A 13,911-nucleotide genomic window follows, 5' to 3' on the forward strand; every position below is an offset into this window, starting at 1 on the left:
CTCATCGCCCTCTACGAACAGAAGGTGTTCGTCCAGGGCGCGGTCTGGAACATCGACTCCTTCGACCAGTGGGGCGTCGAACTCGGCAAGGTCCTCGCCAAGCGGATCGAGCCCGCCCTCACCGAGGGCGCCGAGGTCCCCGGCCTCGACCCGTCCACCACGGCCCTCGTCACCGCCTACCGTTCCCTCAAGGAAGTGAACTGACATGCAGCTCGGACTCATCGGTCTCGGCAAGATGGGCGGCAACATGCGCGAGCGCATCCGCCGCGCGGGCCACCAGGTCATCGGCTACGACCGCAACCCGGAACTGACCGACGCCAAGGACCTCGCCGAGCTGGTCGAGAAGCTCGACGCGCCGCGCACCATCTGGGTGATGGTCCCGGCAGGCACCGCCACCCAGGTCGTCGTCGACGAGCTGAAGGACCTGCTCTCCCCCGGCGACGTCGTCGTGGACGGCGGCAACTCCCGCTGGACGGACGACGAGAAGCACGCCGCCGAGCTGGCCATCAAGGGCATCGGCTTCGTGGACGCGGGCGTCTCCGGCGGCGTCTGGGGTCTGGAGAACGGCTACGCGCTGATGGTCGGCGGCGACAAGGAGAACGTCGACCGCCTGCAGCCCATCTTCGACGCGCTCAAGCCCGAGGGCCCCTACGGCTACGTGCACGCGGGCCGTGTCGGCGCCGGTCACTTCGCCAAGATGGTCCACAACGGCATCGAGTACGCCATGATGCAGGCGTACGCCGAGGGCTGGGAGCTGCTGGAGAAGGCGAACTCGGTGGACAACGTCCGCGAGATCTTCCGCTCCTGGCAGGAGGGCACGGTCATCCGTTCCTGGCTGCTCGACCTCGCGGTCAACGCGCTGGACGACGACGAGCACCTGGACGAGCTGCGCGGCTACGCCGAGGACTCCGGCGAGGGCCGGTGGACCGTCGAGGCCGCCATCGACAACGCGGTGCCGCTCCCGGCGATCACCGCGTCGCTGTTCGCCCGCTTCGCGTCCCGCCAGGACGACTCGCCGCAGATGAAGATGATCGCCGCGCTGCGCAACCAGTTCGGCGGCCACGCGGTCGAGAAGAAGGGCTGACGTCGTGGGGGACCTCCTGCTCGTCCGCCACGGCGAGACGGAGTGGAGCCTGTCGGGCCAGCACACGAGCTGGACCGATCTGCCGCTCACCGCACGCGGTGAGGAGCAGGCCAGGTCCCTCGCTCCACTCCTCGCCGGGCACGACTTCGCCGTCGTCCTGACCAGCCCGATGGGCCGGGCCCGGGACACCGCCCGGCTGGCCGGTCTGACCGGCGCCGAGTCCGACCCCGACCTGGTCGAGTGGGACTACGGCGGTTACGAGGGCGTCAAGACCGTCGACATCCACGAGACCCGGCCCGACTGGGACCTGTGGACCGACGGGGTGACCCCCGGACCCGAGGGCCATCCCGGCGAGTCCCCCGAGGAGATCGGGGCGCGCGCCGACCGGGTCCTGGCCCGGGTGGACAAGGCGCTCCAAAAGGACGGCGGCGACGTGATCCTGGTCGCGCACGCCCACTTCCTGCGGGTGCTCACCGCGCGTCGGCTGGGTCTGCCGCCCGCCGACGGACGGCTGTTCCAGCTCGCCACGGGCACGGTGAGCCGGCTCTCGACCGAGCACGGACACCCCGTGATCGTGGAGTGGAACCGGCTGCCCTGAGGTGAACGGCCGAGGCCCGGACCACCACCGTGTGGTGGTCCGGGCCTCGTCGTATCCGGGGAGGGGTCCGGGGCTGTTACTTCCGGGGCACCCCGTAGGCGCGCTCGACGTGCAGCTTCACGACCAGCCGCCGGTCGCGGACCATCGCGGCGCGGTAGTCGTCCCAGTCCGGGTGCTCGCCCAGCACCTCCCGGTAGAGCCGGATCAGCTCCTCCACGGTCTCGTCGTGCGGGTCCTCGGCGACGGGGGTCAGCTCCACCGTGCCCTCGGCCACCGTGTACGCCCAGCGGTCGTCGCTGGTGACGTAGTAGGAGGCGCGGGGCTCGCGGCGCAGATTGCGGGTCTTGGCGCGGTCGTCGGTGACCGAGACGCGGATGATCCGCTCGGCCGGGTCGTAGGCGTGGCTCACATTGGACAACTGGGGGCGGCCGTCCCGCTTGAGCGTGACCAGCACACCACCGTGCCCCTCGGAGAGCAGCGTGAGCAGGGCGTCCTGCGTCGTCGGGTCGTCAGTCATACCCGGGTCAACGGGAGGGGGCGGGCGGGGCATTCCCCAGCTTGGTAGACACTGTCTACCGATCCTTGGTAGACAGTGTCTATGAGCGAGTCGTCGACGAACGAGTCCGACCCGGGGCTGCGGTCCCGTCTGGTGGACGCCGGGGTGGCCCTCCTTGCCGCCGAAGGGGCGCAGGCGCTGGGTCTGCGGGAGATCGCCCGCCGGGCGGGGGTCTCACACGGGGCGCCCCGCCGGTACTTCCCCACGCATCTCGAGTTGCTGTCCGCGATCGCGCGGCGCGGCTTCGAGGAGCTGGGCGACCGGGTGCGGGACACGCTCGACTCCGCCGCCGACGACCCGCGCGAGCGCACGGAGGCGCTGGCGCGGACGTATCTGCGCTTCGCGCTGGAGAACCCCGGGATGTACGAGCTGATGTTCCGTCACGACGTCCTGGAGAGCGGTCACTTGGGACTGCGGGACACCAGCCTGCCGCTGTTCGGGGTCCTGGTGGAGCTGGTGGGGCGGGTACGACCGGAGGCGGACGCCCGTCAGGTCGGGGGTGCCCTGTGGGCGAACCTGCACGGGCTGGCCCAGTTGTGGCGCTGGGGCAGCCTTCAACTGGCCACCGGGGACGCGGACTTCGAGCCGCTGCTGCGCGCGTGCCTGACCGCGCACCTCGGCCGGGGATCGGGCAGGTGAACCGGCGGTTGGCGCTGGCGTGCAGTGTGGCCGGTGCGGTGCTGGTCGCCCTGGACGGTACGGTCCTCACCGTCGCCCAGCCGTCCCTGCAACGGTCGCTGCACGCCTCGTTCACCGAGGTGCAGTGGACCAGTACCGCGTATCTCCTCGTCGTGGCCAGCCTGTTGGTGTTCGCGGGGCGGCTCGGGGACCGGTACGGACAGCGGCGGATGTTCGCGCTGGGGATGCTCGGGTTCGGGGCGGCGTCGGCGGCCATCGGGTTGGCGCCCGGCGTCGGGTGGGTGATCGGACTCCGGGTCGTCCAGGGCGTGTTCGGGGCGCTGCTCCAGCCCGCGACGCTCGGGATGCTGCGGTCCGCGTATCCGCCGGACCGGCTGGCGGTGCCGCTCGCGGTGCGGACGAGCGCGATCGGACTCGCCGCGGCGACCGGACCGCTGGTGGGCGGTGCGCTGGCGACCTGGCTGGGCTGGCGTGCGGTGTTCTTCCTCGGGGTGCTCCCTGCGCTGGTCTTCGGACTGGTCGCGCTGGGCGGGGAGGCGCCGCGGGTCTCCCCCGCCGGGCTGGATCTTCCGGGCGCGCTGCTGCTCGCAGTGACCCTGGCGTCCCTGGTCCACGCGCTGTCGGCGCCCGGTGCGGCAACGCTGCCGGTGCTCGTGGTCTCGGTGGTGGCGGGGGTCGCGTTCGTACGGCACGAGCGGCGCGCCGCGCGTCCGCTGGTGCCGCCCGGGGTGATCGGCGCGGGTCCCGTGGGGGCGGCGCTGGGCATCCTGGTGGCCGTGTCGGCCGCGCTGTTCGGGACGCTGTTCGTGGAGACGTATGTGCTCCAACGGGGGCTGGGACTGGACCCGTTCGAGAGCGCGGTGCGCAGTGTGCCGCTCGCGGTGATGATGATCGCCTCGGCTCCCTGCTGTCCGCTGCTGCTGCGCCGCTGGGGCGCCCGGTGGACGACCGGGGTGGGGACGGCGCTGCTCGCGCTCGGTGGGCTGGTGCTGTCCCGGGCCACGGGGGCGCTGTCCCTGGGCACCGGATTCGCCCTGCTGGGCGCGGGGTTCGGGACGGTGATGGTGGCGGCCACCCATGTCGTCGTACGCCGGGCGGAGTTGGCGGCGGCAGGGGTGGCGGGCGGGCTTCAGCAGACCGCGCTCAACATCGGTCCGGTGGTGGGGGTGGCTGCGGCGACCGCGCTGATGGGGGCGGGGTCGCGTGTCGCGCTGTGCGTGTGCGCGGCGGTCGCGGCGGCGGCCGTACCGGTGGCTCGCGCGTTGCCTCAACGGGGCGCCGACGGACCGGCGTTGGATGCCGACGCGCGGGAAGCCGACGTGCGGGTCCTTCCCGGCGATCCTGCGCGACCATGAGAAACAACAGGTCGTCCCGGTGACCGAGCCGGACCGCACGGCGTACGACGCGACCGTAGGAGAGCGAGCGATGGCACAGCTTCGACAGGAAGTCGACCCGGAAGAGGCGGGGCTGGACGCGAAGGCACTGGACCGTCTGGACCAGCACTTCGCCCATTACGTGGACGAGGGCCGGCTGCCCGGCTTCCTGGTGTCGGTGGCCCGGGGCGGGCGCGTCGCGCATCTCACCGTGCACGGGCATCGTGACCGGGCGGCGGGGCTGCCGGTGGAGCCGGACACGCTGTGGCGGATCTACTCCATGACCAAGCCGGTCACCGCCGTCGCGGTGCTGATGCTGGTGGAGGAGGGTCTGCTGTCCCTCGACGACCCGATCGACCGGCATCTGCCGGAGTTCGCCAACCCGCGCGTGTACGAAGGCGGTTCGGGCACGGACGTACGCACTCGCCCGGCTTCCGGCCCGATCCTCGTCCGTCATCTGCTGACCCACACGGCGGGCCTGACCTTCGCCTTCTACCACAGCCACCCGGTGGACGCCCTCTACCGCGAGGCGGGTCTGGAGTCCTCCGTGCCGCCCGGCGCGAACCTGGAGGAGACGGTGGCGGTGTACGCCCGGCTGCCCCTCCAGTTCGACCCCGGCACCCAGTGGAACTACTCGGTCGCCTCCAACGTGCTGGGGCGCCTGATCGAGGTGGTCTCGGGGCGCCCCCTGGACGCGTTCTTCGCCGAGCGCGTCCTCGTCCCGCTCGGCATGACCGACACCGGCTTCCACCTCAGCCCCGAACAGACGCCCCGCCTGGCCGAGTTGTACGGCGAGACCGAGACCGGCGGCATCGCACCGATCCCCGGACTCCCCCTGCGCGCCCGCCCCCGCTTCCTCTCCGCCAGCGGCGGTCTCGCCTCGACGGCCCACGACTACCACCGCTTCATGGAGTTCCTGCGCCGGGGCGGCGAACTGGACGGCATCCGCCTGCTCCGCCCCGGGACCCTGTCCCTGATGACCCGCAACCAGCTCCCCGGCAACGCCGTCCTGCGCGCCTTCGGCGCCCCCGCCCACCAGGAACGCGCCAACGACGGTCTCGGCTTCGGCTTCAACGTCTCCGTCGTCACCGACCCCACCCGCACCCTCGCCCCCTCCGCCCCCGGCACCTACGGCTGGACCGGCGTCGCCACCACCGCCTTCTGGATCGCCCCCGCCCTCGACCTCACGGTCCAGTTCATGACCCAACTCCGCCCGAAAACCCTGAAGGTGTTCCCGGACCTGCGCCGTCTGGTCCACGAGGCGGTGACGGACTGAGGGCTCCGGAGACGGCGCGAGTCCGGCCGGGGTCCGGCCGGACTCGTCGAGCGCTCCCGTCGTGCCGGGATCAGGAGCCGTGGCCCACCGCGTCCAGGTGGGGGAGGTCGTGGTCCAGGCGTTCGCGCTTGGTGCGGAGGTAGGTGATGTTGTTCTCGCTGGGCTCGATCAGGAGGGGGACCGTCTCCGCGACCTCGATGCCGTGGCGGGTCAGCGCCTCGCGCTTGCGGGGGTTGTTGGACATGAGGCGGACCGAGCGGACGCCGAGGTCGTGGAGGATCTCGGCGGCGACGCGGTAGTCACGGGCGTCCACCGGGAGACCGAGCGCGAGGTTGGCCTCGACCGTGTCCAGACCCTCCGCCTGGAGCGCCATCGCACGCAGCTTGGCCAGCAGCCCGATACCGCGCCCCTCGTGACCGCGCAGGTAGACGACGATCCCGCTGCCCTCGGCGGCGACCGCGCGCAGCGCGGAGGACAACTGCTCACCGCACTCGCAGTGCTGCGAGCCGAACGCGTCCCCGGTCAGGCACTCGGAGTGCAGCCGGGTCAGCACGCTCTCCTCCCCTATCTCACCGAAGACCAGGGCGACGTGTTCGTCCCCCCGGTCGTGGTCCAGGTAGCCGATCGCCTGGAATTTCCCGTACGCGGTGGGCAGCGGGGTATTCACGACGCGTTCCGCGCCCGAACGCCGCGGGGACTTCTTGCCGAGGACGCCGAGGTTTTCTGTCATGATCTGATTCCTAAGCAGAGACGAAAGGCCGTGAAAGAGATGAGTGGTTCGGGCGCGCGTGCGGCGGCGGCACACGGAGTGCTGCCGACGGACACCACGGAGGACGTACGCAAGCGGGGGGCGGGTGTCTCAACGCAGGTCGCCGTCCTTCCCGTGGGCAGCTTCGAACAGCACGGGGCGTACCTTCCGCTGACGACCGACACGCTCGTCGCCTGCGCCGTGGCGCGGGAGATAGCCGCCGCGTACCCGGTACACCTCCTTCCCCCGGTGACGGTCTCCTGCTCCCACGAACACGCGGCCTGGCCGGGAACCGTCAGTATCTCCTCCACCACCCTCCACGCCATCGTGCGGGACATGGCGGATTCGTTGCGCCGTTCGGGTGTCGAGGTCCTGGTCGTGGTCAACGGCCACGGCGGGAACTACGTCCTGGGCAATGTCGTGCAGGAGGCTTCCGCGCGCGGTGAGCGCATGGCGCTCTTCCCTGCCGCGGAGGACTGGGCGGCGGCCCGTGAGCGCGCGGGTGTGGTGACCTCGCTGCTCACCGACATGCACGCCGGGGAAATCGAGACGTCCATTCTTCTGCACGCTCATCCCGAATTCCTCCGCCCTGGTCATGAGACCGCCGATTTCACCGCCGACGACCGCCGTCATCTGCTCACCACGGGAATGTCCGCCTACACCGAATCGGGCGTCATCGGGCGCCCGTCCCTGGCCACGGCGGAAAAGGGAAAGAGTCTGCTGGCGAGCCTGGTGGCGGATTTCGCGCCGTACTTCGAGCTGCTGACCTCCGGAAAGCTCCCGGTCTCCGGAGAGTTGGCCGCCTCTGGAGAGCCCGCGGCGTCCGGTGAGTCCGCGTCCGCCGCCGAACTTCCGGGCGCCGTACGGGAGTAGCCCCGCAGCCCGGCGTACCAGCGGGCGACGAGGACGACGGCGCCGGGCAGGCTCGCCACGAAGCTCAGCACGCCGTACACGACCGCCACCGCGACCCCGCTGCTCGCGCCGAGCCCGGCCGCCGCGAACGCCCAGGCGGTGACGCCCTCGCGGGGTCCGAAACCGCCGACGTTCAGCGGCAGTCCCATCGCGACCAGCGCGAGCACCGCGAGCGGGAGCAGCACCGCGACGGAGGCTCCGCTCCCGGCGACCCGGGCGGCGACGACGAACATCCCGAGGTGTCCGGCGAGGACGACCGCCGAGGACAGCGCGACCCCGGGCCCGCTCTCGCGGGACAGCAGTCCCCGGCGCGCGTCGGCGAGGACACCGCCCCGCCGCCCGGTCCAGGCGGACCCCCGGTTCAGCCGTACGGCGACGGCGACCGCGAGGGCGCCCGCCACCGCGAGGGCCACGGGCGCGGCGAGGGTGCGCACGTCGTCGCGGACCGGGGAGGGCAGCGTCAGCAGCAGTGCGGTACCGGCCACGGCGAGCGCGATCTGTCCGGCGATCCGCTCCAGCACGACGGCCTTGACCGCGCGCCGTACGTCGCCTGCGCTCTGCCCGTGCCGTACCGCGCGGTGCACATCCCCCAACACCCCGCCGGGAAGTGCCGCGTTGAGGAACAGCGCGCGGTAGTAGTCCGCCACTGCGGCACCCAGCGGAAGCCGGATGCCGAGCCCGCGCGCCACCAACTGCCAGCGCCAGGCGCTGAACACGGTGGTGAGGAGACCGACGCCGAGGGCGATCAGCACGGTTGGCGTGTCGATCCGGCGCAGTCCGTCCATGAGCGGACCGGTGCCGAGCCGCCACAGCAGTCCGCCGAGGATCACGACTCCGGCGACGGTGCCGAAGTGGGTGCGCAGCGCACGGGAGTTGAAGCGCCCCCGGGTGCCCTCCGCCGCCGGACGCGTCTCCGGATCGCCAACCTCCGTGGCGGTGTCCCCCGTTGGCGCGTTCATCCCACGCCTCCCGCCGAGCGGGGCAGCGCGAGCAGGTCGCTGTGGTGCACGACGACGCGCAGCTCGCCCGCTTCGAGCGCGGCCAGCCGCTCGTCGAGGTAGACCGCCGCCCGCTCGCGCAGCTCCGGGCGCTGTTCGACCGCCGCGCCGACCCAGCCGCGCAGCCACTGCGCGGTCAGCGCGGCGTGTTCGGGGCCGAGCCGCCACGGGCTCGGGTGCACCCGTACGGTCGCCCCGTGCTCGGCGAACGCCTGGCAGGCCACGGCGACCGCGTCGGGTCCGAGCATCCCGGTGCGGCGCTGGTGGTCGTTGAACGCCTCGGCGAGCTGCGCGTCCAGCGGGTCGGACGGCTCCAGTTCCACGCGTCCGGCGACGGACAGGGTGAGCAGCGCCGGGCAGCCCGCCCCGGCGCAGGCGGCGGCGAGGGTCTCGACCTCCTCGCGGGTGAGCACGTCGAGCAGCGCGGAGGCGGTGACCAGGTCGGCTCCGGTCAGCGCGTCCGGGGTGAGCCGGGCGACGTCGCCGCGCCGGGTCTCGACGGTGACCTGCGCGCCGTCGGCGCCCGCGCGCGGGGAGGCGACGGCGGCGAAGTGCAGCAGGTAGGGGTCGAGGTCGTGCAGGACCCAGTGCTGGGCGCCGTCCAGGCGCGCCGCCAGCCAGCGGCCCATGGAGCCGGTGCCGCAGCCGAGGTCGTGCACGACGAGTCCGCCGTCCCCGCCGGGCCGCTCGGCCACCCGGGTGGTCAGCGGCTCCAGGAGGATCTCGGCGCGGGCCTCCGCGTCGGCGGCTTCGCGCAGTTGCAGCCACTCGGGCGCGTAGCGGGGCGCCTCCTCGGCGTCGCCCTCGCGCAGCCGTACGGTCGGGCGCTCGCCGGGGCGGGTCACGGGTCCGGCGCCCGCGATGACGTCGTCGGTGTTCACCGGCTGCTCCTCGGAGGGCGTGGAGTTGCCGGGCTGCGGCCCGGCGACCGTGGTCGTCTCGCTCATGCGGCCCTCCGCGGCGCGTCGGGGAGCCGCCCGAGGACCCCGGCCAGGCTGCGGGCGGTCGCGGCCCAGCCCGCGAGGGCGGAGCGGCGCCCCCGGGCGGCGGCCTTGAGGCGGCGGCGCACGTCGGGCTCGTTGAACCAGCCGCGCAGCTCGGCGGCGATGGCGCCGGGGTCCTCCGGCGGGACGAGGATGCCGGGCACACCGCCGTCGGGGGCGCGTCCGACGGCTTCGGGCAGTCCGCCGACGTCGGTCGCGAGGACCGGGATGCCCCGGGCCAGCGCCTCGGTGACGGCCATGCCGTAGGTCTCGGCGTACGAGGTGAGGACCATCAGGTCGGCGGCGGCGTAGCTGGCGTCGAGGTCGGCGCCGGAGCGCGGTCCGGTCAGGCGCAGCCGGTCGGCGAGGCCGTACCCCTCGATCTGGGCGCGCAGCCCGTCGACGTACTCGGGGTCGTGGCCGAGCCCGCCGACCAGCGAGCAGGTCCAGGGCAGGTCGCGTACGGCGGCGAGCGCCTCGACCAGGCGGTGCTGACCCTTGCGCGGGGTGACGGCGGCGACGCACACCAGGTGCGAGACGCCGTCGGTGCCGGGCGCGAGCGGGGCGATGTCGGCGCCGGGGGCGGCGAGGTGGACGCGGTCGGGGGCGAGCCCGTGGTGCGAGACCAGTCGGCGTACGGCCCAGTCGCTGGTGGCGATGACGGCGGGCACCCCGCGCAGCACGGCGCGCTCGCGGGCGTCGAGGTCGGCGGCGACGGCCGGGTCCAGGCCGGTCTCGTCGCCGAGCGGGAGGTGCACGAGGACGGCGAGGCGCAGCCGCTCCGCCTCGGGGACGACGATCTCGGGCACCCCACAGGCGACCAGTCCGTCGAGGAGGACCACGGTGTCGTCGGGCAGCTCGCGCAGGGTGCGGGCGAGTCCCTCGCGGGCGGCGCCGTCCGGGTCGGGCCAGGCGCCGGGCGCGGCGTGCCGGACGACCTGCCAGCCGAAGCCGGGCAGGTCGAGGCAGACACGGCGGTCGTAGGCGTTGCCGCCGCTGGGGGCGGCGAGGTCGTCGACGCCGCCCGGCATGACGAAGTGCACGGTGCGCAGGGACATGGGGATGATCCCGACGTTCTGGGGGGCGGTGGGCTGCGGGGGGACGTAGGCGAGGGGGGTGGCCCTCGCGCGGTCGGAACCCGCCGTCATGCGGTCGGTGGCCGTCGCGCGGTCCACGGTCAGGTCGCTCACAGGTCACGCTCGTAACTCGCCCAGGCGATGTGCGACTCGTGCAGGCTGACGGAGAGGCTCGCCAGTCCGCGCGCGCCTTCGCCGAGGGCGCCCTTGTGGATGCGCTCGGCGAGGCGGTCGGCGACGACCTTGGCGAGGAACTCGGTGGAGGTGTTGACCCCCGCGAACTCGGGCTCGTCGTCGAGGTTGCGGTAGTTCAGCTCGCCGACCACGGTGCCCAGTTCCTTCGTGGCCAGACCGATGTCGACGACGATGTTGTCCTCGTCCAACTGCTCGCGCCGGAAGGTGGCGTCCACGAGGAACGTAGCCCCGTGCAGGCGCTGCGCGGGTCCGAAGACCTCGCCGCGGAAGCTGTGGGCGATCATCAGGTGATCGCGGACGGTGATGCTGAACAACGGACGACCCTCCAGGTGCGGCGCGTCTGGTGCCCCCCGCGGTTCCCGCCGGGGGTTGACGACTAGTACGGCTGCTCGCTTCCTCGCGTTCAGCCCTCTCTCACTCTTTTCTCAGGTCAGGCGGTCTCCGGCGCTGATTCCTTTTCACACGCCGACGGGGCGTGGCGCCTCTTTTCCCGCTCAATCGGCCGCGTCGTACCTGATGCGGTGGCACAGCGCGGGCAGCGCGCCGGAGGCCAGGCGGGGCATGACCTCGGGCAGTTCCTCGAAGTCACTCTCGCCGGTGACGAGCGCGTCCAGCGCGGGGTCCGCCAGGAGGTCGAGGGCGAGGGCCATCCGTTCGGCGTAACCCCGGCCGGGGCGGGCGGCCGGGGAGACGGTGCCGACCTGGCTGGCGCGCACGGTGAGGCGGCGGGAGTGGAAGGACTCGCCCAGCGGGAGGGTGACGCGCCGGTCGCCGTACCAGCTCAGCTCGATGACCGTGCCCTCGGGGGCGAGGAGTTCCAGGGCGCGGGCGAGACCCTGTTCGGTGGCGCTGGCGTGGACGACGAGGTCGCAGCCGTCCAGGGCGTCCTCGGGCGTGGCGAAGTCGACGCCGAGCGCGTCGGCGGTCCTGGCGCGGGCGGGGTCGGCGTCCACGAGCTGGAGCCGGACGCCGGGGAAGCGGGCGAGCAGCGCGGCGACCGAGCAGCCGACCATGCCGCCGCCGACCACCGCGATCCGGTCGCCGACGAGGGGCGCGGCGTCCCACAGGGCGTTGACGGCGGTCTCCACGGTCCCGGCGAGCACGGCGCGCGCGGCGGGCACGCGCTCGGGTACGACGGTGACGGCGCTCACCGGAACGACGTAACGGCTCTGGTGCGGATACAGGCAGAAGACGGTGCGGCCGATCAGCTCAGAGGGACCCTGCTCGACGACGCCGACGCTGAGGTAGCCGTACTTCACCGGGGCGGGGAAGTCCCCCTCCTGGAACGGCGCGCGCATCGCGGCGTGTTGGCTCTCCGGCACGCCGCCCCGGAAGACCAGGGTCTCGGTGCCCCGGCTGACGCCGGAGTAGAGGGAGCGGACCAGCACCTCACCCTCGGCGGGCTCCGGGAGGGTGACGTCACGCAGCTCGCCGTGGCCGGGTGAAGTGAGCCAGAACGCGCGGGCGGCGGGGTTCATCGGCATCCTCCTGAACGATCGGGAACTTGCTCACGTACCGAGAAGGGCACAGGCCGCGCACAGTACGCGGCGATGATCGACTCTGTCACTCGGCCGGAGGATGTGCGGTGGCCCTGAACAACACGTATGACGCGAGGCTTCAGCAGGAGACGGCCGTGGGAGCGGGCGTACAGCTTCTGCTGCTGGCCCTGCTCGGCACGGCCATCGGCATGGGGGTGGCCGGGTGGCTGTCGGGGCTCGCCTTCGCGTTCGCCACCTGGGCGGTCCTCTCCCGCGCCCTGCACCGCTCCGCGCTGCGCTCCTTCGGCCCGGCCAACCGGGTCACCCTCGGCCGGGCGACCCTGGTCGGCGGCGTGACGGCCCTGGTCGCCGACTCCTTCGAGAGCGCGCCCCCGGTCACCCTCCTGGTCGGACTCACCGCCGTCGCCCTCCTCCTCGACGGCGTCGACGGCAAGGTCGCCCGCCGCACCGGCACCTCCAGCGCCCTTGGCGCCCGCTTCGACATGGAGGTGGACGCGTTCCTGATCCTGGTCCTGAGCGTCTACGTCGCCACGGAGCTGGGCCCCTGGGTCCTCCTGATCGGCGCCATGCGCTACGCCTTCGTCGCCGCCGCCCGCCTCGCCCCCTGGCTCAACGCCCCCCTCCCCCCGTCCTTCGCCCGCAAGACGGTCGCCGCCCTCCAGGGCATCTGCCTCCTGGTGGCGGGCGCGGGACTCCTCCCTTACGCGGTCGAGTTCGGCGTGGTCCTGCTGGCGCTGGGGTCCCTGGTGTGGTCGTTCGGGCGGGACGTGGTGTGGCTGTGGCGGAACGCGCGGCAGGTGGAGGTGCTGGAGGAGGAGATCCCGGCCGTTCCCGCGAAGACGCCGGAGCTGGTCGCCGGTTGAGGCGCAAGCGGCCGCACGGTGTCACGCGTGCGGCCGCGCTCGTTCACGCCCGCTCGGGGCGCCCGTGCCGGTTACGGCACCCGCGCCACCCCCACGTAGAACCCGCACCGCTCCTGCTCGGGCGCCGGTCCCTCCTGGTACCACTCGGTCGCGAACACGAGCCCCGGGTCGATCAGTTCGAGACCCTCGAAGAACGGCTCGACCTCGGCGCGGGTGCGCATGCGGAGGGGGATCGCGCCCTTCTTGTACGTGTCCTCGACCCGGTCCTTGAGTTCGGGGTGCTGGTCGGCGGTGCCGTGGGAGAGGACGAGGTAGCTGCCCGGGGGAAGGGCGTCCACCAGGGTGCGGGTGAGGCGGTAGGGGTCCTCGGAGTCGGGCAGGAAGTGCATGAGGGCGATCAGGGACAGGGCGATCGGACGGGTGAAGTCCAGCCGCTGACGGGCGTGTTCGAGGATCTCCGCGGGCTTGCGCACATCGGCGTGGATGTAGTCGGTCGCGCCCTCGGGCGTGCTGATCAGCAGCGCCTCCGCGTGCCGCAGCACGATCGGGTCGTTGTCGACGTAGACGACCTGGGCGCTCGGCGAGATCGCCTGCGCTATCTGGTGCAGGTTGGGCTCCGTCGGGATGCCGGTGCCGATGTCGAGGAACTGGTCGACGCCCTGACGGGCGAGCCACGCGGACGCGCGGTGCATGAACTCCCGGTTGCGGGCAGCGCTGCGCCGCGACTCCTCGGGGAGCGTCTCACCGACCTGCTGGTCCACGGGGTAGTTGTCCTTCCCGCCCAGCAGCCAGTCGTAGACGCGCGCGGGGTGGGGTTTGCTGGTGTCGATACGAGGGACGGGTACGCCGGCGGTCACGGGACACTCCTCCATACGCGAGAACACGGCTAACCGAGCATCCGGCCGGGCGCGCACACCGTCGGGGGACGGCACTCGCGCGGCAGGTCGGCGGCGCAAGCGTAGTCGTAGCCGCCGACAGGTGGTCCGGCGAGGGCGCGCTTGCGCGAAAGATCCCGTGACGTCCGCTGACGGTCCGTTGAAACCGCAGGTCAAGGGCGTTGTCAGTGGCTCCCCTTAGATTCGTTTCACGTTCCGCCGCTCTGGCGTGAGCG

General features: G+C 72.7%; 14 protein-coding genes and 2 pseudogenes. 8 read left to right on the forward strand and 8 right to left on the reverse strand.

The annotated features are described in order from the left end of the window. The 3 genes and pseudogenes from IF655_RS11700 to IF655_RS11710 form a co-directional block, all read left to right on the forward strand. Nucleotides 1–204 (forward strand): annotated as a pseudogene (locus IF655_RS11700) (glucose-6-phosphate isomerase); the annotation flags it as partial. A 1-nt stretch (nucleotide 205) separates the two neighbouring features. Further along, nucleotides 206–1,084, forward strand: coding sequence for a phosphogluconate dehydrogenase (NAD(+)-dependent, decarboxylating) (gene gnd / locus IF655_RS11705; RefSeq protein ID WP_199584325.1), 879 nt, complete (start codon nucleotides 206–208; stop codon nucleotides 1,082–1,084). 4 nt (nucleotides 1,085–1,088) lie between these two features. Next, entirely contained in the window at nucleotides 1,089–1,682 is a 594-nt protein-coding gene (locus IF655_RS11710; protein ID WP_199584327.1) for a histidine phosphatase family protein, read from the forward strand. A 76-nt stretch (nucleotides 1,683–1,758) separates the two neighbouring features. Here IF655_RS11710 and IF655_RS11715 read toward each other — a convergent pair whose 3' ends face one another. Continuing rightward, on the reverse strand, nucleotides 1,759–2,199 hold the full coding sequence (locus IF655_RS11715) for a PPOX class F420-dependent oxidoreductase (RefSeq protein ID WP_199584328.1): 441 nt from the start codon (nucleotides 2,197–2,199) through the stop codon (nucleotides 1,759–1,761). Between the two features lie 81 nt (nucleotides 2,200–2,280). Here IF655_RS11715 and IF655_RS11720 point away from each other — a divergent pair, with 81 nt between their 5' ends. The 3 genes from IF655_RS11720 (at nucleotide 2,281) to IF655_RS11730 (ending at nucleotide 5,526) form a co-directional block, all read left to right on the forward strand. Continuing rightward, on the forward strand, nucleotides 2,281–2,877 hold the full coding sequence (locus IF655_RS11720; RefSeq protein ID WP_199584330.1) for a TetR/AcrR family transcriptional regulator: 597 nt from the start codon (nucleotides 2,281–2,283) through the stop codon (nucleotides 2,875–2,877). Then, entirely contained in the window at nucleotides 2,874–4,232 is a 1,359-nt protein-coding gene (locus tag IF655_RS11725; RefSeq protein ID WP_199584332.1) for an MFS transporter, read from the forward strand. The genes IF655_RS11720 and IF655_RS11725 overlap by 4 nt, the downstream gene beginning before the upstream one ends. A gap of 70 nt (nucleotides 4,233–4,302) precedes the next feature. After that, nucleotides 4,303–5,526, forward strand: coding sequence for a serine hydrolase (locus IF655_RS11730; RefSeq protein ID WP_199584335.1), 1,224 nt, complete (start codon nucleotides 4,303–4,305; stop codon nucleotides 5,524–5,526). Nucleotides 5,527–5,596: 70 nt separating this feature from the next. On the opposite strand, the gene ribA is transcribed toward IF655_RS11730, so the two are convergent. Further along, complete coding sequence (gene ribA, locus IF655_RS11735; protein ID WP_199584337.1) at nucleotides 5,597–6,256, reverse strand: GTP cyclohydrolase II; 660 nt, start codon at nucleotides 6,254–6,256, stop codon at nucleotides 5,597–5,599. A 39-nt stretch (nucleotides 6,257–6,295) separates the two neighbouring features. On the opposite strand from ribA, the gene IF655_RS11740 reads away from it, so the two are divergent. Then, nucleotides 6,296–7,147 (forward strand): creatininase family protein, encoded by an 852-nt coding sequence (locus IF655_RS11740; protein WP_199584897.1) that lies wholly within the window; start codon nucleotides 6,296–6,298, stop codon nucleotides 7,145–7,147. A 53-nt stretch (nucleotides 7,148–7,200) separates the two neighbouring features. Here IF655_RS11740 and IF655_RS31140 read toward each other — a convergent pair. The 5 genes and pseudogenes from IF655_RS31140 to IF655_RS11760 all read right to left on the reverse strand — a co-directional run. Then, nucleotides 7,201–8,145: pseudogene (locus tag IF655_RS31140) on the reverse strand (lysylphosphatidylglycerol synthase transmembrane domain-containing protein); the annotation flags it as partial. Then, a complete protein-coding gene (locus tag IF655_RS11745) occupies nucleotides 8,142–9,131 on the reverse strand; it encodes a trans-aconitate 2-methyltransferase (RefSeq protein ID WP_199584340.1) in 990 nt (329 codons plus the stop codon). The pseudogene IF655_RS31140 and the gene IF655_RS11745, both read right to left, overlap by 4 nt. Then, nucleotides 9,128–10,357, reverse strand: coding sequence for a glycosyltransferase family 4 protein (locus IF655_RS11750; RefSeq protein WP_374100251.1), 1,230 nt, complete (start codon nucleotides 10,355–10,357; stop codon nucleotides 9,128–9,130). The genes IF655_RS11745 and IF655_RS11750 overlap by 4 nt, the downstream gene beginning before the upstream one ends. After that, nucleotides 10,354–10,752 carry a 6-carboxytetrahydropterin synthase gene (locus IF655_RS11755; RefSeq protein ID WP_199584342.1) on the reverse strand — a complete coding sequence of 133 codons (399 nt, stop codon included), beginning with the start codon at nucleotides 10,750–10,752 and terminating at the stop codon, nucleotides 10,354–10,356. Before IF655_RS11755 ends, IF655_RS11750 begins: the two co-directional genes overlap by 4 nt. Before the next feature lie 180 nt (nucleotides 10,753–10,932). Beyond that, on the reverse strand, nucleotides 10,933–11,916 hold the full coding sequence (locus IF655_RS11760; RefSeq protein ID WP_199584343.1) for a zinc-binding alcohol dehydrogenase: 984 nt from the start codon (nucleotides 11,914–11,916) through the stop codon (nucleotides 10,933–10,935). 107 nt (nucleotides 11,917–12,023) lie between these two features. On the opposite strand from IF655_RS11760, the gene IF655_RS11765 reads away from it, so the two are divergent. Next, nucleotides 12,024–12,800, forward strand: a complete 777-nt coding sequence (locus IF655_RS11765; RefSeq protein WP_199584344.1) for a CDP-alcohol phosphatidyltransferase family protein — start codon at nucleotides 12,024–12,026, stop codon at nucleotides 12,798–12,800. Between the two features lie 71 nt (nucleotides 12,801–12,871). Here IF655_RS11765 and IF655_RS11770 read toward each other — a convergent pair whose 3' ends face one another. Beyond that, nucleotides 12,872–13,657, reverse strand: coding sequence for an SAM-dependent methyltransferase (locus IF655_RS11770; protein WP_199584345.1), 786 nt, complete (start codon nucleotides 13,655–13,657; stop codon nucleotides 12,872–12,874). Nucleotides 13,658–13,911 lie beyond the last annotated feature (254 nt).

The organism is Streptomyces sp. DSM 110735 (genome assembly GCF_016482685.1).
Classification (GTDB): domain Bacteria; phylum Actinomycetota; class Actinomycetes; order Streptomycetales; family Streptomycetaceae; genus Streptomyces.